Origin of the sequence: Acidovorax sp. Root267 (assembly GCF_001429215.1) — a bacterium.
GTDB classification, from domain to species: Bacteria; Pseudomonadota; Gammaproteobacteria; order Burkholderiales; family Burkholderiaceae_C; genus Acidovorax; species Acidovorax radicis.
Genome location: NZ_LMJC01000031.1, coordinates 13,169 through 35,083, shown reverse-complemented (window position 1 = coordinate 35,083; position 21,915 = coordinate 13,169). Strand labels below are relative to the sequence as shown.

The following is a 21,915-nucleotide window of genomic DNA, read 5'->3' as shown; positions in this document are numbered from 1 at the left end:
ATGTTTGGCGCAGAAAAAGGCACCGCAGACCGCCTGGACGGCAAGAAACTGCACATCGGCATCGTGCAGGCCCGCTTCAACGAGAGCATCACCAACACGTTGGCCGCGGCATGCCGTGCCGAGCTGCTGGCCCTGGGCGTGCAGGAAAAGCACATCAAGCACGTGCTGGTGCCTGGCGCACTGGAAGTGCCCGTGGCCTTGCAGACCATGGCCGAAAGCGATGAGTACGACGCACTGATTGCGCTGGGCTGCATCATCCGTGGCGAGACCTACCACTTCGAACTGGTGGCCAATGAATCCGGCGCGGGCGTGACCCGCCTGTCGCTGGACTACCAGATCCCGATTGCCAACGCCATCATCACCACCGAAAACCTCGAGCAGGCCATCGCCCGCCAGACCGAAAAAGGCACCGATGCCGCCCGCGTTGCGGTGGAAATGGCCAACCTGCTGGACGAACTGTCATGAGCGAAAACACCCCCACGCCGTCGTCGGCACGGCCCCCGAAGCAAGTGCGCACCGGGCTCAAGAGCACGGGCGTGCGCAAGGCGGCCTCCAAGTCCAACCGCAGCCGCGCACGCGAATTCGCGCTGCAGGCCCTGTACCAGCACCTGGTGGGCGGCAACACGCCCGAAGCCATCGACGCATTCACGCGCGACCTGGCGGGCTTTCACAAGGCCGACTCGGTGCATTACGACGCGCTGCTGCACGGCTGCATCAACACCGCCGCTGACCTGGATGCGCTGATCACCCCGCTGCTGGACCGCAAGATGGCCGAGATTTCGCCCATCGAACATGCGGTGATGTGGATCGGCGTGTACGAGTTTCAGCACTGCCTGGACGTGCCCTGGCGCGTGGTGCTCAACGAATGCATTGAGCTTGCCAAAGAGTTTGGCGGCACCGATGGCCACAAGTACGTGAATGCCGTGCTCAACGGCCTGGCCCCCAAGCTGCGCACGCTGGAAGTCGCAGCCGACAAGGCCTCGGGCACCGCGCCCTCCGCGCCCGTTGACGAAGCCTGAGCGCACCGCCGCCCGCTCCGGAGCGTGCCATCTGCCGCCACGCCCGGTGCCCTCCCCCTTGAGTTTCCGAGCAACACCCGACCCGCTCGGGCAGGACACCTTCCCATGAAGTTTTCCACGCGCGCCGAGCGCATCGAACCGTTCTACGTGATGGAAGTGGCCAAGGCCGCGCAGGCCCTGGCCCGCGAGGTGGCAGGCACGCGCGAACCGATGATTTTTCTGAACATCGGCGAGCCGGACTTCACCGCCCCGCCGCTGGTGCAGGAGGCCGCAGCCCGCGCCGTGCACAGCGGCGCCACGCAATACACCAATGCATTGGGCCTGGACGCCTTGCGCGAGCGCATCAGCGGCTGGTACCAGAGCCGCTTTGGCGTGAACGTGCCCGCACGCCGCATCGTGGTGACGGCGGGCGCATCGGCCGCGCTGCAGCTCGCGTGCCTGGCGCTCATCGAGTCGGGCGACGAAATCCTGATGCCCGACCCGAGCTACCCCTGCAACCGCCATTTCGTGAGCGCCGCAGAAGGCAAGGCCGTGCTGCTGCCCACCACGGCGGCCGAGCGCTACCAGCTGAGCGCCGACAAGGTGCGCGCGGCCTGGGGCAAGAAGACGCGGGGGGTGTTGCTGGCATCTCCATCAAACCCCACGGGCACCTCGATTGCGCCCGATGAGCTGCGCCGCATCCATGAGGTGGTGCGCGCACACGACGGCATCACGATGATCGATGAGATCTACCTGGGCCTGTCGTACGAGGAAGAGTTTGGCCACACCGCACTGGCCATCGACGACAACATCATCAGCATCAACAGCTTCAGCAAGTACTTCAACATGACCGGCTGGCGCCTGGGCTGGATGGTGGTGCCAGAGGCCATGGTGCCGGTGGTCGAACGCCTGGCACAAAACCTGTTCATTTGCGCCAGCACCGTGTCGCAACACGCGGCGCTGGCCTGCTTCGAGGCCGAGAGCATTGCCGAATACGAACGCCGCCGCGCCGAATTCAAGGCGCGGCGCGACTACTTCATCCCGGCCCTGCAATCGCTGGGCCTTTCAGTGCCAGTGATGCCCGACGGGGCCTTCTACGCCTGGGCGGACTGCACGCAAGCCGCCGAGCGCCTGGGCGTCGCCTCTGGCAAGAACTGCAGCTGGGACTTTGCGTTTGAGCTGATGCGCCGCGCGCACATCGCGGTAACGCCAGGGCGCGACTTTGGCACCGCCGAGCCGGAACGCTTTGTCCGTTTTTCCACCGCCAATTCCATGGCGCAGCTGCAGGAGTCGGTGGCGCGGCTGCGCAGCGTGCTGGGGTAACGCGCGATGGCGTTCGAGTTCCCGATTCGCGTCTACTGGGAGGACACCGATGCCGGTGGCATCGTGTTCTATGCCAACTACCTCAAGTTCTTTGAGCGTGCGCGCAGTGAATGGCTGCGCTCGCTGGGCGTGGGGCAACAGCGGCTCAAGGAACAAACCGGCGGCATGTTTGTCGTAACCGATGCGCAGCTGCGCTACCACCGCCCCGCACGGCTGGACGATGAACTGATTGTTACCGCCGCCCTGCAGGCCACCGGCCGCGCATCGTTGACAATAGTGCAGCGTGCGCTCCTGAAACCAGAGCAGATGACCGAACAAGCCCCGTTGCTGCTGACCGAAGGCACCATCCGCATCGGATGGGTCGATGCCGCCACCATGCGCCCCGCAAGAATTCCGAGCCCCCTCCTGGAACAACTCACACCATGAACTCCCAAAACATGTCCATCATCTCCCTGGTGCTGCACGCCAGCTGGGTGGTGCAACTCGTCATGCTGCTGTTGCTCGGCGTATCGGTCGCCAGCTGGGCCGCCATCTTCCGCAAGCTGTTTTCGCTCAAGCGCGTCAAGACCTTGAACGAAGACTTCGAGCGCGAGTTCTGGTCCGGCACCAGCCTCAATGACCTGTACGCCAGTGCCGCACAAAACTCCAGGCAGGCAGGCCCCATGGAGCGCATCTTCGCCAGCGGCATGCGTGAATACCAAAAACTGCGTGAGCGCCGCATCGTGGACCCCGGCACCCTGCTCGACGGCGCACGCCGCGCCATGCGCGCGAGCTTCCAGCGCGAGATGGATGTGGTGGAGTCGAGCCTGTCGTTCCTGGCTTCGGTGGGCTCGGTCTCGCCATATGTGGGCCTGTTTGGCACCGTGTGGGGCATCATGCATGCGTTCACCGGCTTTGCGGGCATGGAGCAGGTCACGCTGGCCACGGTGGCCCCCGGCATCGCGGAAGCCCTGGTGGCCACCGCCATTGGCCTGTTCGCGGCCATCCCGGCCGTGATCGCCTACAACCGCTTTGCCCGCGACATTGACAGGGTGGCCACGCACCAGGAGACCTTCATCGAAGAGTTCTCCAACATTCTTCAGCGCAACCTGGGCGCCCAGCCAGCGCCCACCACCGGCCACACGGCCTCGGGGCACTGACACCATGCCCGCCATGGCATCCCGCGGTCGAGGCCGCCGCACCATCAACGAGATCAACATGGTCCCGTTCATCGACGTCATGCTGGTGCTGCTCATCATCTTCATGGTGACGGCGCCCATGCTGACGCCGGGCGTTGTCGATGTGCCCAGCGTGGGCAAAGGCAAGAACATGCCCAAGGTGGTGGCCCAGGTCATCGTCAACAAGGACGGATCGCTGCAGTTCAAGACGCCCGAAGCCACACGCAGCCTGAACCAGCGCGAGATCGGCGATGCCGCCAGCCGTTGGCAGAAGGCCCAGGGGGCCGACAGCGCCAGTGCGGTGGTCATCAGCGCCGACAAGGGCGTGCAGTACGAAAACGTGGTGAAGGCCATGGATGCCTTGCAAAAGGCGGGTGTGCAACGCGTAGGGCTTTCCGTCAAACAGGGCGGTTGAACCGAACTCTCGCCAGCCGCTCTCAAGCCCATGCACGCCCACAACGACCGCGACCAGTTTTCCCCGCCCCGGCCCCCGGCACGCTTGCGTGCCATCACGCTGGCGGTGCTCGTGCATGTCGTGCTCATCGGCGCACTCACCTGGGGCGTGAACTGGAAGAACAGCGCCGACCAGCCTGCGGTGGAAGCCGAACTGTGGGCAGCGGTGCCCCAGCAGGCGGCGGCGCGTGCCGTTGAGCCCCCGCCGCCACCGCCCGCCCCACCGGAAGTGCGTCCGCCTGCTCCGCCCCCACCACCGCCCCCGCGCGCTGTGGAGCCGCCCGACACCCGCGAGGCCGACATCGCCATCGAACGCGAGAAAAAGCGCCTGGAACAGGAAAAGAAGGCGCGCGAACAGCAGCAAGAGCGCGACAAGCGTGAACGCGAACGCAAGGAAGACGAGCGCCGCGACCGCCTGGAGCAGGAGAAGAAAGAGCGCCTGCAAAAGGAAAAAGACAAGGAAAAGGAACAGCGCGAAAAACAGCTGGCCGAGCAGAAGAAAGCCGAGCAGGACAAGCAAAAGAAGCTGGCCGAAGACAAGCGCAAGGCGGACGACGCCGCCAAGCGCAAATCCGAAGCCGACGCCAAACAGCTGGCAGAACAGCGCGAAGCCAACCTGCGCCGCATCCAGGGCATGGCAGGGGCGACGGGGGGAGAAACCGCCACGGGCACAGCCCAGCGCAGTGCAGGCCCGTCAGGCGGCTACGGCGGCAAGGTGGCGGCCAAGGTCAAGCCCAACATCGTGTACCCCGACGCGATCTCGGGCAACCCGCGTGCCGAGGTGGAAGTGCGCCTCTCGCCCGACGGCACCATCGTGGGCAAACGGCTTGTGCAGTCGAGCGGCAACAAGGCCTGGGACGAGGCCGTGCTGCGCGCGCTGGACAAGACCGAGACCCTGCCGCGCGATGTGGATGGACGCGTGCCGTCTTCTCTGACCATTGGTTTCAGACCACAGGACTAGAGCCTGTTCAAAGCCCCGAAAAAAGCGCCCGGAAGTACCGGGCGCTTTTTTTGGCTTTTTTTGACCTCTAGCGCTTGATAGTCAAGCGCAGATAGCTATGCATTTAATAGCAAAACATCTGCCACCCCTACCGGTCGCGGCGCTCCATGCGCCGGTTCAAATTCAGCGCTCCAAGAGTGCAGGCCACACCCGACAGCAGGTACACCGTCACGGCCAGCAATCCAAACTGGGCCGACAGGTACAGGGCGACAAGGGGTGCAAAAGCAGCGCCAATGATCCAGGCCAGGTCGGCCGACAGGGCGGCGCCCGTGTAGCGGTATTGGGGAGAAAAGTTGGCCGTGACCGTGCCAGACGCCTGGCCGTACGACAGCCCCAGCAGCACAAAGCCCAGCAGCAGGAACATGGTGCTGCCCACCTCGCCGGAGTTGAGCAGCACGGGGGCCATGAAACTGAACACACCGATCAGCACCGCCATGCCGCCCAGCAGCTTGCGGCGGCCCAGGTGGTCTGACAGCCAGCCCGAGACCATGATGGCTCCGGCCGCCAGGAAGGCACCCACGATCTGCACGCCCAGAATCTGGGTCACCGGCTGGTCCGAGTACAGGGTGATCCACGACAGGGGGAACACCGTGACCAGGTGGAACAGCGCAAAGCTGGCCAGCGCGGCAAAAGCACCCAAAAGCACATTGCTGCCTTCGTCGCGCATCACGCGGCTGACGGGCACAGGCTGCAGCTCACGGTCTTGCAGCAGTTCGGCGTACGACTGCCCCACCACCAGGCGCAGGCGGGCAAACAGGGCCACCACGTTCACGGCAAAAGCCACGAAGAAGGGATAGCGCCAGCCCCAGGCCAGAAATTCCTGCACGCTGAGGCTGCTGTACAGATAGGCAAACAGACCCGCCGCCAGCACAAACCCGACCGGCGCACCCAGCTGCCCGATCATGGCAAACCAGCCCCGGCGCTCCTTGGGTGCCGACATGGCCAGCAGCGACGGCAGGCCGTCCCACGAGCCGCCGAGTGCCAGACCCTGGCCAATGCGCAGAATCAGCAGCGCCACCACGGCGGTCAGGCCAGCATCCTTGTAGCCCGGCAAAAACGCCATCCCGACCGTGCACACGCCCAACAGGAACAGTGCAATGGTCAGCTTGGTGCCCCGGCCCCAGCGCCGCTGGATGGCCATGGAAATGGCCGTGCCGACGGGCCGGACCACAAAAGCAACGGCCAACAGCGCAAACGACATCAGCGTGCCATCCAGGCGCGACAGGAACGGAAACAGGAAAGGCGGGAAGACGAGAACGCAGGCAATCCCGAATACGAAGAAATCGAAGTACTCGGACGACCGTCCGATGATCACACCCACCGCAATTTCGCTGGGGGTCACGTCTTCATGGGTATCAGCCCGCGAGAGAGAGGCGGGGCTTTCTTCAAAGCCGGCCGCAGGGTAAGTGGCAGAGGCGGGGCTGCTCATGAACAGGGCTCCTTGTCGTTGTTTGGATAAGACATTCTGGTTCTACACGCAAGTTTGATTCGGGACAAGTGCAGTTTCACTATGGCGCCTGCAGGACGGCGCCGAACCAAAAAGAGAAGGCGCACCGAAATGGGGCACCTATTGTTGACCTTGGACAAAATGTCCAATGTACAAAAAAGCTAGAGCTATTACATTCGACGGCACTTCGTTATCCGCGTTTACCCTTAAACGCCTCGGTTGCGCCTGCCCCATGTCCAAACTACCTTTACCCCGCGTGCCTGCCTGGCTCGCCGCCATGGCTGCCCTGGGCAGCCTGGCCGGCTGCAGCAAGGCGGTCGTCCTCAATCCTGCCGGCGACATCGCTGCCCAGCAAGGGCATATGGTCATCCAGGCCACGCTGCTGATGCTGATCATCATCGTGCCGGTGATCGCTCTCACCCTGTGGTTTGCCTGGAAATACCGCCAGAACAACACCGCCAACACCGAGGCCGACTACGACCCCGACTGGCACCATTCCACCACGCTGGAGCTGGTGATCTGGACCGTGCCGCTCTTGATCATCATTGCCCTGGGCGCACTGACCTGGATCGGCACCCACAAGCTCGACCCCTACCGCCCCCTGGACCGCATCTCGGCCACCAAACCGCTGGACGCCCAATCCACTCCTCTGGAGGTGCAGGTGGTGGCCATGGACTGGAAGTGGCTGTTCTTCTACCCCGAACTGGGCATTGCCACGGTGAATGAATTGGCCGCGCCGATCGACCGCCCCATCCTGTTCAAGCTCACGGCCACGTCCACGATGAACGCGTTCTACGTGCCGGACCTGGCGGGCATGATCTACGCGATGCCCGGCATGCAGACCGAGCTGAACGCCGTGATCAACCAACCAGGCGTGTACAAGGGAATGTCCTCGCACTACAGCGGCGCGGGCTTCTCGGGCATGACCTTCAAGTTCCACGGCCTGAGCCAGGGCGACTTCGAGCAGTGGGTGGCCAGAAACAAGTCCGAAGGCAAGCCACTCACGCGCAAAACCTACATGGATCTGGCCAAGCCCAGCGAGCGGGACCCCGTGCAGCGCTTTGCCAGCGTGGAAGACGGCCTGTACGACAAGGTGCTGAACCGCTGCGTCGAGGACGGCAAGATGTGCATGCACCACATGATGGCCATCGACGAGAACGGTGGCGACGCCTATGTGCGCGCTGTGGGCCTGAACCTGCCGCAGGACGTGTGCACCTCGCAGAACGCCGCCCAGGTGGTGGCGAGCCTGGAAGCACGCAACGCGCCGCGCGCCAACTCCGCCCAATGATCCGCCCTTGACCTGCCATGCCGGCAGCCGCGCACGCGGGCACCGGCATATCAAAGAGACTCCCTATGTCCTCCGCACCTGTTACCGCACCCCATTGGGCCCTGGGCCGAATCACCTGGGATTCCATACCGATGGCACACGAGCCCATCGTGTTGTGGACCTTTATCGCCACCGTGCTGGGTGGCCTGGCCGTGATGGCCGCCATCACCAAGTTCCGCCTGTGGGGCACCCTGTGGCGCGACTGGATCTGCAGCATCGACCACAAGAAGATCGGGATCATGTACATGATCCTGGGCCTCGTGATGCTGCTGCGCGGCTTTGCCGACGCCGTGATGATGCGCCTGCAGCAGGCCATGGCCTTTGGCGACAACATGGGCTATCTGCCGCCCCACCACTATGACCAGATCTTCACCGCCCACGGCGTGATCATGATCTTCTTCGTGGCCATGCCGCTGGTCACGGGCCTCATGAACTACCTCGTGCCGCTGCAGATCGGCGCGCGCGACGTGTCCTTCCCGTTCCTCAACAACTTCAGCTTCTGGATGACCACAGCCGGTGCCATCCTGGTGATGGTGTCGCTCTTCCTGGGCGAGTTCTCCACCTCCGGCTGGCTGGCCTTGTCCAACCTGGGGGCGCAAGACCCCGGCGTGGGGCTCGATTACTACATCTGGGCCCTGCAGATTGCGGGGGTGGGCACCACGCTCTCGGGCATCAACCTGATCGTCACCATCATCAAGATGCGCGCACCCGGCATGAACCTGATGAGGATGCCCGTCTTCACCTGGACCGCCCTGTGCACCAACGCGCTGATCGTGGCCTCGTTCCCCGTGCTCACGGCCGCGCTGGTGCTGATGTCGCTGGACCGCTATGTTGGCACCAACTTCTTCACGAACGACCTGGGCGGCAACGCCATGCTGTACGTGAACCTGATCTGGATCTGGGGCCACCCCGAGGTGTACATCCTGATCCTGCCCTGCTTCGGCATCTTCTCCGAAGTGGTGGCCACGTTCTGCAAGAAGCGCCTGTTCGGCTACACCTCGATGGTCTACGCCACGGTGGTGATCACCATCCTGTCGTACCTGGTGTGGCTGCACCACTTCTTCACGATGGGCTCGGGCGCGAGCGTGAACACCTTCTTCGGCATCACGACGATGATCATCTCGATCCCCACGGGCGCGAAGATCTTCAACTGGCTGTTCACCATGTACAAGGGCCGCATCCGTTTCGAGCTGCCCATGATGTGGACCGTGGCCTTCATGGTGACCTTTGCCATCGGTGGCATGACCGGCGTGCTGCTGGCCGTGCCCCCGGCCGACTTCGTGCTGCACAACAGCCTGTTCCTGATCGCCCACTTCCACAACGTGATCATCGGCGGCGTTTTGTTCGGCCTGTTTGCCGGCATCAACTACTGGTACCCCAAGGCTTTTGGCTACAAGCTCGACCGCACCTGGGGCGTGCGCTCCTTCTGGCTGTGGGTGGTGGGTTTCTGGGTGGCGTTCGGCCCGTTGTATGTGCTGGGCCTGATGGGCGTCACGCGCCGTGCCAACCACTTTGAAGACCAGTCCCTCCAGATCTGGTTCGTGATCGCCGCCATCGGTGCCGCGATGATTGCTGCGGGCATTGCCTGCTTCCTGATCCAGATTGTGGTGAGCTACCTCAAGCGCGACCAGCTGCGCGACCACACGGGCGACCCGTGGGATGCACGCACGCTGGAATGGGCCACCTCGTCGCCACCGCCCGACTACAACTTCGCCTTCACCCCCGTGGTGCACGAGATCGATGCCTGGTGGGACATGAAGAAGCACGGCTACGAGCGCCCACTCACCGGCTTTGCGCCCATCCACATGCCCGCCAACACTGGCTCGGGCGCCGTGATCTCGGCCCTGTCGCTGGCCTTTGGCTTTGCACTGATCTGGCACATGTGGCTGCTCGCGGGCGTGTCGTTTGCGATGCTGCTGCTGGCCTCGATCATCCACACGTTCAACTACAAGCGTGACTTCTACATCCCGGCATCCGACGTGATTGCCACAGAAAAAGCCCGCACACTTCAATTGGCCCGCCATGTCTGAACTCCGCCTCAACGCTGGCGCCGCCGCAGGCGCCCTGGCCCCGCGCGACTACCACCTCGCGCACGAGCCCCATCCCGAAAACGGCACCGCCCTGGGCTTCTGGCTCTACCTGATGAGCGACTGCCTCATCTTTGCTGCCCTGTTTGCCACCTACGGCGTGCTGGGCCGCAGCTATGCGGCCGGCCCCACCGGCGCGCAGCTGTTCGATCTGACGCTGGTGGCCGTCAACACGGCCTTCCTGCTGCTGTCGTCCATCACCTTCGGCTTTGCCATGCTGCGCAAGCAGCAAAAGGATGTGAAAGGCACGCTGCTGTGGCTGGCCGTCACAGGCTTCTTCGGCCTGTGCTTCCTGGGCCTCGAACTCTATGAGTTCGCCCACCTCATCCACCAGGGCGCCACGCCCCAGCGCAGCGCCTTCCTGTCGGCCTTTTTCACGCTGGTGGGCACCCACGGGCTGCACGTCACTTTCGGCCTGATCTGGCTGGTGGTGCTGATGGTGCAGATCGGCAAACACGGCCTGATCCCTGCAAACACGCGCCGGCTGATGTGCCTGTCGATGTTCTGGCATTTTCTGGACGTGGTCTGGATCGGTGTCTTCACTTTTGTGTACCTGACGGGGGTGCTGTAAATGAGCGCACAACACACAACACACGCACACGATGCCCATGGGCATGACGACGATCACCACGGTGATGACGGCCCACACAGCACCTTCTCGGGCTACATGGTTGGCTTCGTGCTCTCGATCATCCTTACGGCCATCCCGTTCTGGCTGGTCATGGCCAAGGTGATCGCCGACCGCAACACCGCCGTGCTGGTGCTGGGCGGTTTCGCCGTGATCCAGATCCTGGTGCACATGGTGTGTTTCCTGCACATGAACGGCAAAGCCGAAGGCGGCTGGACCCTGCTGTCCACCATCTTCACCGTGGTGTTTGTGGCCATCGCCATCAGCGGCACGCTGTGGGTCATGTTCCACATGAACGCGAACATGATGCCCGAGCATCCCACACCCACGCCCCCAACGCATGAAGCGCCGGGGCACTCCAGGCCTTGACACCTGGCATGCTCCCTGCCCCGGGCGCCACGGCCCGGCGGCTGCGCCAGGCGGTGCTCGCGCTGGTGGGCATCGCTTTGTTTCTGGGATTCCTGGCGCTGGGCACCTGGCAGGTTCAGCGCCGCACGTGGAAGCTCACCCTGATGGAGCGCGTCGAGCAGCGCGTGCATGCAGCCCCGACTCCCTCACCCACCTCCCAAGACTGGCCCGGGGTGAATGCCGCCGATCATGAATACCTGCCCGTCACCCTGCACGGCCAATGGCTGGGCGACAAGACCGTGCTCACCCAGGCTGTGACCGAGCTGGGAGCGGGCTTCTGGGTCATGACCCCCCTGCAGCAGGACGACGGAAGCCAGGTGCTGGTGAACCGTGGTTTCGTGCCCCAGGACCAGCGCGCACAGTGGCTTGCAGCGCCCCCGCCCACTTCGGTGCCCGGATCCACCACGGTGCAGGGCTTGCTGCGCATGACGGAGCCAGGAGGCGGATTTCTGCGGAGCAACGACCCCCTGCAACAGCGCTGGTATTCGCGCGATGTAGCGGCCATTGGCCAGGCACTGAAGCTGCCCCAGGCTGCGCCCTTCTTCGTGGATGCGGGCCTTCCGGGCCCCACAGGCACGGCGACGGACAGCGCGGCACCGGACTCAAAGTGGCCCCGTGCCGGCATGACCGTGGTCCGTTTTCACAACAGCCACCTCGTGTATGCGCTGACCTGGTATGGCCTCGCCCTCATGGTTGCCGGCGCTGGCTGGTATGTGGCACGCTACGAGCGCCGCCTGCGCGGCCTTGCCGGCCACACCACCACCTCCGATGACCACCCTTCGCCCTGATACCGCTGCAGCCCTACCGCAGCGCAACACGCGCTCGGCCGACGCCGCCGCAGGCATCAAGAACCTGCAGCAGCTGATTGAACTGCGCTGGATTGCCGTCGTCGGGCAGGTGTTCACCATCGAGATGGCGCACTACAGCCTGAACCTCACGCTGCCCGTGCGCGAGATGCTGCTGGTGGTGGGCTGCCTGGCGGTGTTCAACGTGGTGAGCCTGCTGCGGCTGCGCACCGGTGTGGTGGTGCGCAATGTTGAGCTGTTTCTGGCCTTGCTGATCGATGTGGCGGTGCTCACGGTGCAGCTGTACCTGAGCGGTGGCACCAGCAATCCGTTCGTCTTTCTGTACCTGCTGCAGATCACGCTGGGAGCTGTGCTGCTGCGCGGCGCCTACATCTGGTCCATCGTGATCATCACGCTGCTGTGTTTTGGGGTGCTGGCCACACACCACATGCCCCTCGCGCTGCCGCAAGACCTGCACCAGGGGCTGTCGAGTCTGTATGTCATCGGGTTGCTGGTCTGCTTTGTGCTCAACGCCACGCTGGTGGTGGTCTTCATCACCCGCATCAACCTGAACCTGCGCGAACGCGATGCGCGCCTGGCCGCAGCACGCAGGCGCCGCGTGGAAGAAGAGCACATCGTGCGCATGGGCCTGCTGGCATCGGGCGCGGCCCACGAGCTGGGCACGCCGCTGTCCACGCTGGCCGTGATCCTGGGAGACTGGCAGCACGACAAGCAGCTTGCGGCCCACCCCGCGCTAAAGGAAGACATCGACGAAATGCAGGCCCAGGTGCAACGCTGCAAGAGCATCGTGAGCGGCATCCTGCTTTCGGCCGGGGAGACACGTGGCGAAGCCTCCATGCAGACCACCGTGCGCACCTTCGTCGATGCACTGGCCGAAGAATGGCACAGCACCCGGTCGATGCCACAGTTCATCTACGACAACGACTTCGGCGCGGATACGCCCATGGTGTCGGACACCACGCTGCAGCAGATGGTTTTCAATGTGCTGGACAATGCACGCGATGCCTCGCCCGGCTGGGTGCGCTTGGCCATCACCCGCAACGCCGATGCACTGCGCATCACGGTGACCGACGCAGGGCCCGGCTTTGCCCCCGACATGCTGGCCAAGCTGGGCACGCCCTACCAGTCTTCCAAAAACCGCCCCGGGGGTGGGCTGGGCCTGTACCTTGTGCTCAACGTGGCACGCACGCTGGGTGGCAGCGTGGCGGCGCGCAACCGTCCTGAGGGGGGCGCCGAAGTGACCATCGAGCTGCCGCTGGCGGCGATCACACTGCCTGAAGCCAAAGCCTGACGCCATGAGCCCTACCGACGAAGAAGAACCCGCGCAACGCCTGCTCCTGATCGTGGAAGACGACGAGGCCTTTGCCCGCACGCTCGCCCGTTCGTTCGAACGGCGTGGCTACCGCGTGCTGCAGGCCGCCAGCCTGCCCGAGGTCGAAACCCTGCTCGCACAGCACACGCCCGGCTTTGCGGTGGTGGACCTCAAGCTCAAGGGGGAAGCGTCGGGCCTGGCCTGCGTGCAGAAGCTGCATGCCGCCAGCGAGGGCATGCTCATCGTGGTGCTGACCGGATTTGCCAGCATCGCCACCGCCGTGGAGGCCGTGAAACTGGGCGCCTGCCACTACCTCGCCAAGCCGTCCAATACCGACGACATCGAGACCGCGTTTGGCCTCAAGGCGGGCAACACCGAGGTGGAGCTGACCAACCGCTCCAGCTCGATCAAGACGCTGGAATGGGAGCGCATCAACGAAGTGCTGGCCGAAACCGGTTTCAACCTCTCGGAAGCAGCAAGGCGCCTGGGCATGCACCGCCGCACCCTCACCCGCAAGCTGGAGAAAAAACAGGTCCGCTAGGCGGCTGCCGAAACCGGGCCAGTCCTAGGATTTCAAGCAAAATTGGCCGCCAGCGCTTGAAGGACCCCATTGTTTGCTATTTAATTTATAGCAAGCACCACAGAAGCGGCACTCAACCGCCTGGGGCCCTCCCCCGACCACCTTTTGATTGAGGCCAGCGCTCACGTCAGCGCTGGCGCTGCACCAGCCAGCGCTCCGCGTCCTGCTGCTTGCCAAACCGCGCCCAATCCAGCGCGTTCTTGCCGTAAGGGTCCTGGCGCCAAAGGTCTACGCCCCGCACCTCCAGCCACTCCAGGGCCTGGATGCGCCCTTTGGCGGCGGCCAGCATCGCCGGCGTCTCGCCCCGGCTTGCGGGCGCGGGCTCGTCCAGAGACTGCCCTTGCTCGGACAACCACTGCAAACAGGGCACACAACCACTCTGCGCCGCCATGTGCACCGGCCCCCAATCCCACCGGTTGCGGGCTGCCAGGCTGGCCCCGGCCTGCACCAGGCGCTGGGCGGCAGCGAGGTGGCCGCCGTAGAAGGCTCGCAACAGTGCGGTGTCGCCACGCTCGCTGTCTTTCTGCGTCTGGCGCAGGTCAGGCAGGGCGCCTGCACGCAGCAGCAGTTCGATGTGCTCCAGTTGCCCCCGATGAGCCGCCAGCATGAGCAGGGACGAGCCGCTGGGTGCGAGCAGGTTGGGGTTGGCGCCTGCGGCCAGAGCTGCGCTCAGGGCCCGGGCATCATCCGCGTTCTGTGCGTCGAGCAGCGGGCCGTCTAAAGCGGAATAAGAGGTGGGTGGCGTTGGGGCAGCGGGCGCAGCCACTTTCCCGGCCGGTGCTGGGCGTGCCAGGCCTGCAAGCGGTGGCCCCCCAATCCACCCGGCGAGCACAGCGGCCAGCAGCAGTGCACCCCAAGCCGGGCGCGACCGCCCAGTCCGCACGCGCCGTTGTGCCCCGGGGCTGAAATGGACCCGGCGGTGCGCCCAGGCTTGGGCGATGGATTGGCCCACGGCGGTGGCGGCACCGCCACCACTGAGGCCGGGCGTGATCCGCACAAGAGTGCCGTCGGCTCCGCGTGCATACACCGCGGAATAAGGGTGCTCGCTGGCACCACTGCCGGTCGCGTACAGCAGCTTGTGCACCAAACTTTGGCTGGCCTGGCCCGGCAACGTCTGGGTGCGGGTCCACAGCCAGGAGTGCCGGTGCACAGTGATGCCGTTGTCCTGCACGGACAGCGCCCAGCGGCGTGTGGCGGCATGCAGGGCAAAGGCCACCAAGACCCACCACGCCGTAGCCGCCATGAAGGAGCGCGGCAGTACCAGCCCATGGATACCCAGGCGGCCGTTGATGGCGGCCTCCAGCGCCAGCCCAGCGAGCACCAGGCCAGCGGCCCAGCGCCAGCCGGTCTGGCTGAATGCGTAGTGCCAGGCGTGGGGCGTTTCCTGCAGCGTGACAGAAGGAGGCAGAGGCAACGAGTCTTCGCTTTCCTCCCCGTGCTCGCTGAGGGGTGCAATCGGCGTCACCAGCTTCCAGGCAGCGCGCCGGTCAAAGCGATCGGGCAGTTCGCTGGCAAAAGTCTGTGGTGCGGCCTGGACAGGCAAGTCATAGGTCAGCTCCGCCGTGCCGCCGGGGCTGTGCAGCAGCTCCAGGCGCCAGTCCACGCGCTCGCCCGAGCGTTGCGCGCCGTGCGGGGGAGCATCGGCAGGAACATCGAAACGTGCCACCAGCCGCAGCCCCCCATCGGCCGTGGGCTGCAAGCGCGCCGACTCTGTGAAGGATTCCACGCAGCGCTCGGGCGAGCCCGAGCTTGACTCGTCCACGCGGTACTGCGCCAGGCGCAGCTGCGGACTTTGCTCCTGTTGGTGGGTGGCGGCCCGCAGGGGCAGCAGCAGCGCGACCTCGACCGGGTGCCCCGCGCGCGGCCGCGCGGGCTGCACGCTGAGGGCCGCACCGGCATAGCGCCAGGCCAGGTGGGTCTGGCGCACCGACAAGGCCACCAGCCCCAGGCCAACCATGACGAAGATCGAAATGAAGGCCTTGGCGTACCAGGGGGCGTTGCCACTGGTCCAGAGCATGCCAGCCATGGGGAAGGCGATGCCACACCAGAAGAGCGTGAAAAACCAGGCGGCGCCCGCCGAGGTGCCGGCAGAGGCCTTTGGCTGGGGCGTGGGCGAGGTGCCCTCCTCCACGTCTTCCGCCCCCTTTACCAGGCGCAGCAGGGTGTGCAGGAACATCCAGGCCGCCGCCAGCCCCACGCCGGTGAAGACCAGGGCAAAGGGCACGCGGAACATCTGCAGCGCCCAGCGGATGGACGGGTCGATGAGGGCCTGCGAGGGCACCTGCGGGTTGACCATGATGGTGATGGGCTGCCCACGGGACTGGGCGCTTTGCAGCAGCCCGTGCCAGCGCTGGTGCCAGTCGCCGATGTTGTCGGCACCGACTTCGGGGTCGAGCCCCACCCGGGTGCCTTCGTACTGCCGCCCCCCGAATTCGTAGCGGTAACGGGCGTGCACCTGGTAGGTGGTGCCATCGCTGGACGTATGGCGCTTGAGCTCGGAGCCCAGCACCTGTGCCACCACCGGTTGCCAGCTGTGCACCTCCAGCGCCGCACGGAGTGTTTGCACCAGGGGCTGAAGCCCCGCGAAGTATCCCCCCAGGCCAAAGGCCAGCGCGAAGAGCGCGCTGAACAACAGCATCCCCAAGCGGTTGCCCAACGTGTCTGCCTTTTCGGGGTTGTTCTCTCTTGCCATGGATGTCCCTCCATTTCTTTTGTTGTTATGGGCAAAGCATGGGAGCCAATCATGTCATTTGCATGACAAATAAATGTCATTTCCGCAGCAAAGACGTGACAAGACAGACGGCGAGGCGCGTGTGCAACACCATGAAAAAAGCGGCCCCGAGGAGCCGCTTTTCTGGATTGATCAATCCCGCACGGAAAAGATCAGGCGGTCACGCCATCCGCCACATCCTTGAACTCGGCGATCTTGTCGAAGTTCAGGTATTGGTAGATCTTGTCGCCGTTCTGGTTGATGACACCGATGTCGGCCAGGTACTCTTCCTTGGAAGGAATGCGGCCCAGCTTGGAGCAGATGGCCGAGAGTTCAGCCGAGCCCAGATAGACGTTGGTGTTCTTGCCCAGGCGGTTGGGGAAGTTGCGCGTGCTGGTGGACATCACGGTGGCGCCTTCCTTCACCTGCGCCTGGTTGCCCATGCACAGCGAGCAGCCGGGCATTTCCATGCGGGCACCGGCCGCGCCGAACACGCCGTAGTGGCCTTCTTCGGTGAGCTGGTGCGCGTCCATCTTCGTGGGCGGGGCCATCCACAGCTTGACGGGGATGTCCTTCTTGCCTTCGAGCAGCTTGGAGGCTGCGCGGAAGTGGCCGATGTTGGTCATGCACGAACCGATGAACACTTCGTCGATCGCGGCACCGGCCACGTCCGACAGCGTCTTGGCGTCATCGGGGTCGTTGGGGCAGCAGACGATGGGTTCGGTGATCTCGGCCAGGTCGATCTCGATGATGGCAGCGTAGTCGGCGTTGTCATCGGGTTCAAGCAGCTGGGGATTGGCCAGCCAGGCTTCCATGGCCTTGATGCGGCGGCCGATGGTGCGTGGATCGGCGTAGCCCTGGGCGATCATGTTCTTGAGCAGCACGATGTTCGAGTTGATGTACTCGATCACGGGTTCCTTGTTCAGGCGCACGGTGCAGCCGGCAGCAGAGCGCTCGGCCGATGCGTCGGACAGCTCGAACGCCTGCTCGACCTTCATGTCCGGCAGGCCTTCGATTTCCAGGATGCGGCCCGAGAAGATGTTCTTCTTGCCCTGCTTGGCCACGGTGAGGTGGCCGGCCTTGATGGCGTACAGCGGGATCGCGTGCACCAGGTCGCGCAGCGTGACGCCCGGCTGCATCTTGCCCTTGAAGCGCACCAGCACCGATTCAGGCATATCGAGGGGCATCACGCCCGTGGCGGCAGCGAACGCCACCAGGCCGGAGCCGGCGGGGAAGCTGATGCCAATGGGGAAGCGGGTGTGCGAGTCGCCGCCGGTGCCCACGGTGTCGGGCAACAGCATGCGGTTGAGCCAGCTGTGGATGATGCCGTCGCCGGGCTTGAGCGAGATGCCGCCGCGCGTGCTGATGAAGTCGGGCAGCTCGTGGTGCATCTTCACGTCCACGGGCTTGGGGTAGGCGGCCGTGTGGCAGAAGGACTGCATCACTAGGTCGGAGCTGAAGCCCAGGCAGGCCAGGTCCTTCAGTTCGTCGCGGGTCATGGGGCCGGTGGTGTCCTGCGAGCCGACCGAGGTCATGCGTGGTTCGCAGTACGTGCCGGGCACCACGCCCAGGCCTTCGGGCAGGCCGCAGGCGCGGCCGACCATCTTCTGCGCCAGGGTGAAGCCCTTGCCAGTGGCGGCAGGCACTTGCGGCAGGCGGAACAGCGTCGAAGGAGGCAGGCCCAGGGCCTCGCGGGCCTTGGTGGTCAAGCCACGGCCAATGATCAGCGGAATGCGGCCGCCAGCGCGCACTTCGTCAAACAGCACTTCGCTCTTGACTTCGAATTCGGCGATGACGTTGCCATCCTTGAGCGCCTTGCCAGCGTAGGGCAGCAGTTCGATCTCGTCGCCCATGTTCATCTGGCTCACGTCGAGCTCGATGGGCAGTGCGCCGGCGTCTTCCATGGTGTTGTAAAAGATGGGGGCGATCTTGCTGCCCAGGCACACGCCGCCGAAGCGCTTGTTAGGCACGAACGGGATGTCTTCGCCCGTGAACCACAGCACACTGTTGGTGGCGGACTTGCGGCTCGAACCCGTACCAACCACGTCACCCACATAGGCCACGAGATTGCCCTTGGCACGCAGGTCTTCGATGAACTTCACGGGACCGCGCTTGCCATCTTCTTCGGGGGTGATGCCGTCGCGCTTGTTCTTGAGCATGGCCAAGGCATGCAGCGGGATGTCGGGGCGGCTCCAGGCGTCGGGGGCGGGCGACAGGTCGTCGGTGTTGGTTTCGCCGGTGACCTTGAGCACGGTGAGCTTGATGCTCTGGGGCACTTCGGGGCGGCTGGTGAACCACTCGGCATCGGCCCAGCTTTGCAGCACGGACTTGGCGAAGGTGTTGCCCTTGTCGGCCTTTTCCTTGACATCATGGAACTGATCGAACATCAGGAGCGTCTTCTTGAGCGCTTCGGCGGCGACAGAGGCCACGGCCGCATCGTCCAGCAAGTCGATCAGGGGGGTGAGGTTGTAGCCACCCAGCATGGTGCCCAGCAGCTGCGTGGCGCGCTCGCGGCCAATCAGCGTGCACACCTCGGTACCGTGGGCCACGGAAGCCAGGTAGCTGGCCTTGACCTTGGCGGCATCGTCCACACCGGCGGGAACGCGGTGCGTGATCAGGTCCACCAGCGTGGCTTCTTCACCGGCAGGCGGGTTCTTGAGCAGCTCGATCAGTTCCGCGGTCTGCTTGGCGCTCAACGGCAGGGGTGGAATGCCGAGGGCAGCGCGCTCGGCCACATGGTCACGGTAGGCTTTCAACATCATTTTTCTCCGGTTGCGTTCTAAAGTGGGGCGGCGCGCAGTGCGGTGGCGATTTCAACGGCCGGGTCGCCTGCGTGCGCAAAGGTTGTGCGGTTTTTTCTTCGGTGGTGCGGCGCCAGGCGACGGCTTACTTCAGGGGTTCCAGCACGCTCACAGGCGGGTTCTTCTTGATGGCCTCAGCCACCACCAGTTGCTGCGGGCTCATGCATTCGTCGGCCAGGCGCTGGCCCAGCTTTTGGTTCATCAACATGGACTTGTTGGCGATCTGCAGCCAGACCGCGCCGCCCTTCTGGTCCTCCAGGCGCACCGTGCCCGTGGTGGTGGTCACCGGGGCCATGAAATACTTGAAGCCCTTGCCTTCCACATGGAAGTGACCGGGGCTTGCGGGCTCGGCCGTGACAGTGACGAAGGCCCCCAGCTCACAGGGGATGCGGCCCACATGCACGCGTTCGGCGATGGCCAGCTCAGCAGGCGAAAGAGCAGCCTCTGCGGCGATGATGCCGGCTGCCACCTGGTTGGTTGCGCTCTTGAGCTGGGTGCGGCTGCTGGTGCCTTCCGTTTTGGCCTCGGTGGATTTTTTGGTGGCAGAGGCCTTGTCCGCCGTCTTGGCAGACTTCGCTTCAGCCTTTGGGGCGGACTTCGCCGCAGGTTTTGCAGCGGCCTTGGTCTCTGCCTTGGGCTCGGTCTTGGCGGGGGTTTGCGCCATGGCAAGGGCCGGAGCCAGCAGCATCAGGGCAGAGGCGATAAAAGATTTCATGGAAGGTCCAGCGTGGAAGAGTTCAGGAATGTTCACAACGGAACGGAGGCCGACGCGCCAAACCAATGGCGGACGGCGAGAGGAAGTGCGCGCCCGGTACGGTGGGCGCGCTCCAGCACCTGCCAGTAAAAGCGATAACTGGCACGGTCATGCAAAGTGCCCTCAAAACTGATGGGAGCCCAATCAGAATCAGCGGCAAAAGCTATTATTTTTGAAGCAATTTCAATGTCATCCTGCTGGGGCGCAAACGCCTGCAGGATGGGTCGGATCTGTGCGGGGTGGATGCTCCACATCCGGGTGTAGCCCAGCTCGCGCGCGGCCCGGCTGGCAGCGCCTTGCATGGCCGCCGTATCGGCAAATTCCGTCACCACACAGTGCGATGGCACCTTGCCGTGGGCATGGCAGGCGGCAGCAATCTCCAGCTTGGCACGCACCACCAGCGGGTGCGAAAACTGTCCCGCCGAAGTCATGCCCTGCGCAGGGATGGCGCCACCATGGGCCGACACAAAGTCCATGAGGCCAAAACTCAGGCTCTGTACACGGGGGTGGGCGGCAATCTCGAAAGCACGGTGCACCGCCGCAGGAGATTCGATGAGGACGTGGATCGGCACCTGGCCCGCTGATGCTTGCTCCAGCGCGCGTTCCACCTGCAGCACATCGTCCACCGACTCCACCTTGGGCACCATGAGGTGGCTGAGCCTGTGACCCGCTTCGCCCGCTATCGTGGCGACATCATTGGCAAAAGCCGGGTGGTCCACCGCGTGGACCCGTGCGGCCACTCGGGCGCCCGGTGCAGCCCCCAGCGCCAGATTGGCAACCAGCCGCGCGTGGTCGGACTCCAGCCCGACGGGAGCGCCGTCTTCACAATCGAGGGTGACATCAAAGACGCAGGTACCGAACTCCTGCATCATTTCGGCCTGCAGTTGCAGGCTCTTGCGCATGCGCGCTTCCACGCCGCTGTAGTGGTCACAGACCGGCAGAAAGCCTGTCTGCGCCTGGGCGCCCAGCAGCACATCGCGGGGATGGGGTGGCGCAGCGCCCTGCCCCTGCGCGGGGACCCGGGCGGCCCGAAGGCCCGATGCCTGTAGCGTCGGCTGCATTGCGCTCACCTGGCTTACAGCAGGTGCTTGACGCCGTCTTGCTCGCCTTGCAGCTCAGCCAGCGTGATGTTGATGCGCTCTTGCGAGAAAGCGTCGATTTCCAGACCTTCAACGATCTTGTATTCGCCGTTTTCGCAGGTGACGGGGAAACCGAACATGGTGTCCTTCGGAATGCCGTACTGGCCGTCCGATGGTATGCCCATGGTGACCCACTTGCCGTTGGTGCCCAGGGCCCAGTCGCGCATGTGGTCGATGGCGGCGTTAGCAGCCGAGGCAGCCGAAGACAGGCCACGGGCTTCGATGATGGCGGCACCGCGCTTGCCCACGGTGGGCAGGAAGGTGTTGGCGTTCCATTCCTGGTCGTTGATCATCTTGGCGACGCTTTCGCCGTTGATGGTGGCGAAGCGGTAGTCGGCGTACATCGTGGGCGAGTGGTTGCCCCAGACGGTCAACTTTTCGATGTCGGCCACGGCCTTGCCGGTCTTGGCAGCGACTTGGCTGGCAGCGCGGTTGTGGTCCAGGCGCAGCATGGCGGTGAAGTTCTTGCGTGGCAGGTCAGGTGCCGACTTCATGGCGATGTAGGCATTGGTGTTGGCAGGGTTGCCCACCACCAGCACCTTCACGTTGCGCGAGGCAACGGCGTTCAGTGCCTTGCCTTGTGCCGTGAAGATGGCGCCGTTGACGGCCAGCAGCTCGGCGCGTTCCATGCCGGGGCCACGGGGGCGCGAACCCACCAGCAGGGCATAGTCGGCATCCTTGAACGCGGTCATGGGGTCGCTGTGGGCTTCCATGCCAACGAGCAGGGGGAATGCACAGTCGTCCAGCTCCATCATCACGCCCTTGAGCGCTTTCTGGGGGCCTTCAACCGGCACTTCGAGCAATTGCAGGATGACGGGCTGGTCCTTGCCGAGCATTTCGCCGGAGGCGATGCGGAACAGCAGGGCGTAACCGATTTGACCAGCGGCACCGGTGACGGCGACGCGAACAGGCTTCTTGCTCATGGTGAAAACTCCAGGGAAGTGAGGAAAACAGGTGTGAGTGCAACGCAAGCACCAGCGCCTGT

The 21,915-nt window shown here is 64.4% G+C and carries 20 protein-coding genes; 14 read left to right on the top strand and 6 right to left on the bottom strand.

Translation table 11 applies throughout. The annotated features are described in order from the left end of the window. From ribH to tolA, 7 genes are all read left to right on the top strand, one after another. On the top strand, window positions 1-465 hold the full coding sequence (gene ribH, locus ASE39_RS20520) for a 6,7-dimethyl-8-ribityllumazine synthase (RefSeq protein ID WP_057272352.1): 465 nt from the start codon (window positions 1-3) through the stop codon (window positions 463-465). Beyond that, window positions 462-1,019 carry a transcription antitermination factor NusB gene (gene nusB, locus ASE39_RS20515; RefSeq protein WP_057272351.1) on the top strand — a complete coding sequence of 186 codons (558 nt, stop codon included), beginning with the start codon at window positions 462-464 and terminating at the stop codon, window positions 1,017-1,019. Before ribH ends, nusB begins: the two co-directional genes overlap by 4 nt. 105 nt (window positions 1,020-1,124) lie before the next feature. Beyond that, window positions 1,125-2,321 (top strand): pyridoxal phosphate-dependent aminotransferase, encoded by a 1,197-nt coding sequence (locus ASE39_RS20510; RefSeq protein WP_057272350.1) that lies wholly within the window; start codon window positions 1,125-1,127, stop codon window positions 2,319-2,321. Window positions 2,322-2,327: 6 nt separating this feature from the next. Further along, on the top strand, window positions 2,328-2,747 hold the full coding sequence (gene ybgC / locus ASE39_RS20505; RefSeq protein WP_057223033.1) for a tol-pal system-associated acyl-CoA thioesterase: 420 nt from the start codon (window positions 2,328-2,330) through the stop codon (window positions 2,745-2,747). Next, window positions 2,744-3,460, top strand: coding sequence for a protein TolQ (tolQ, locus tag ASE39_RS20500; RefSeq protein ID WP_010460227.1), 717 nt, complete (start codon window positions 2,744-2,746; stop codon window positions 3,458-3,460). Before ybgC ends, tolQ begins: the two co-directional genes overlap by 4 nt. A 4-nt stretch (window positions 3,461-3,464) precedes the next feature. Next, entirely contained in the window at window positions 3,465-3,893 is a 429-nt protein-coding gene (locus ASE39_RS20495) for an ExbD/TolR family protein (protein ID WP_010460224.1), read from the top strand. A 30-nt stretch (window positions 3,894-3,923) separates the two neighbouring features. Next, a complete protein-coding gene (tolA, locus tag ASE39_RS20490; RefSeq protein ID WP_010460221.1) occupies window positions 3,924-4,892 on the top strand; it encodes a cell envelope integrity protein TolA in 969 nt (322 codons plus the stop codon). 127 nt (window positions 4,893-5,019) lie between these two features. Here the strand turns inward: tolA and ASE39_RS20485 are convergent, their stop codons facing one another. Further along, on the bottom strand, window positions 5,020-6,360 hold the full coding sequence (locus tag ASE39_RS20485) for an MFS transporter (RefSeq protein ID WP_010460220.1): 1,341 nt from the start codon (window positions 6,358-6,360) through the stop codon (window positions 5,020-5,022). A 250-nt stretch (window positions 6,361-6,610) separates the two neighbouring features. Between ASE39_RS20485 and cyoA the strand changes: the two genes are divergently transcribed. From cyoA to ASE39_RS20450, 7 genes are all read left to right on the top strand, one after another. After that, window positions 6,611-7,666, top strand: coding sequence for a ubiquinol oxidase subunit II (gene cyoA / locus ASE39_RS20480; protein ID WP_057272349.1), 1,056 nt, complete (start codon window positions 6,611-6,613; stop codon window positions 7,664-7,666). A gap of 65 nt (window positions 7,667-7,731) precedes the next feature. Further along, entirely contained in the window at window positions 7,732-9,735 is a 2,004-nt protein-coding gene (gene cyoB, locus ASE39_RS20475; RefSeq protein WP_057223027.1) for a cytochrome o ubiquinol oxidase subunit I, read from the top strand. Continuing rightward, the gene (gene cyoC, locus ASE39_RS20470) at window positions 9,728-10,363 is read left to right on the top strand and encodes a cytochrome o ubiquinol oxidase subunit III (protein ID WP_057272348.1); all 636 of its coding nucleotides are present in this window, start codon (window positions 9,728-9,730) and stop codon (window positions 10,361-10,363) included. Before cyoB ends, cyoC begins: the two co-directional genes overlap by 8 nt. Further along, window positions 10,364-10,789: a cytochrome o ubiquinol oxidase subunit IV gene (gene cyoD, locus ASE39_RS20465; RefSeq protein ID WP_057272347.1), complete on the top strand. Its 426-nt coding sequence runs from the start codon at window positions 10,364-10,366 to the stop codon at window positions 10,787-10,789. Window positions 10,790-10,797: 8 nt separating this feature from the next. Beyond that, window positions 10,798-11,616: an SURF1 family protein gene (locus tag ASE39_RS20460; protein ID WP_010460210.1), complete on the top strand. Its 819-nt coding sequence runs from the start codon at window positions 10,798-10,800 to the stop codon at window positions 11,614-11,616. Continuing rightward, entirely contained in the window at window positions 11,597-12,925 is a 1,329-nt protein-coding gene (locus tag ASE39_RS20455) for an ATP-binding protein (protein WP_057272346.1), read from the top strand. The genes ASE39_RS20460 and ASE39_RS20455 overlap by 20 nt, the downstream gene beginning before the upstream one ends. Window positions 12,926-12,929: 4 nt before the next feature. Beyond that, window positions 12,930-13,487: a response regulator transcription factor gene (locus ASE39_RS20450; protein ID WP_057272345.1), complete on the top strand. Its 558-nt coding sequence runs from the start codon at window positions 12,930-12,932 to the stop codon at window positions 13,485-13,487. Between the two features lie 166 nt (window positions 13,488-13,653). On the opposite strand, the gene ASE39_RS20445 is transcribed toward ASE39_RS20450, so the two are convergent. From ASE39_RS20445 to ASE39_RS20425, 5 genes are all read right to left on the bottom strand, one after another. Then, on the bottom strand, window positions 13,654-16,218 hold the full coding sequence (locus ASE39_RS20445; protein WP_057272344.1) for an ankyrin repeat domain-containing protein: 2,565 nt from the start codon (window positions 16,216-16,218) through the stop codon (window positions 13,654-13,656). A gap of 191 nt (window positions 16,219-16,409) precedes the next feature. Beyond that, window positions 16,410-18,995, bottom strand: coding sequence for a bifunctional aconitate hydratase 2/2-methylisocitrate dehydratase (acnB, locus tag ASE39_RS20440; RefSeq protein ID WP_010460204.1), 2,586 nt, complete (start codon window positions 18,993-18,995; stop codon window positions 16,410-16,412). Between the two features lie 127 nt (window positions 18,996-19,122). Beyond that, on the bottom strand, window positions 19,123-19,752 hold the full coding sequence (locus tag ASE39_RS20435) for a hypothetical protein (protein WP_010460202.1): 630 nt from the start codon (window positions 19,750-19,752) through the stop codon (window positions 19,123-19,125). A 32-nt stretch (window positions 19,753-19,784) separates the two neighbouring features. Further along, window positions 19,785-20,852 carry an aldolase/citrate lyase family protein gene (locus ASE39_RS20430; protein WP_242421513.1) on the bottom strand — a complete coding sequence of 356 codons (1,068 nt, stop codon included), beginning with the start codon at window positions 20,850-20,852 and terminating at the stop codon, window positions 19,785-19,787. A 14-nt stretch (window positions 20,853-20,866) separates the two neighbouring features. Next, entirely contained in the window at window positions 20,867-21,853 is a 987-nt protein-coding gene (locus ASE39_RS20425; RefSeq protein WP_010460198.1) for a malate dehydrogenase, read from the bottom strand. Window positions 21,854-21,915 lie beyond the last annotated feature (62 nt).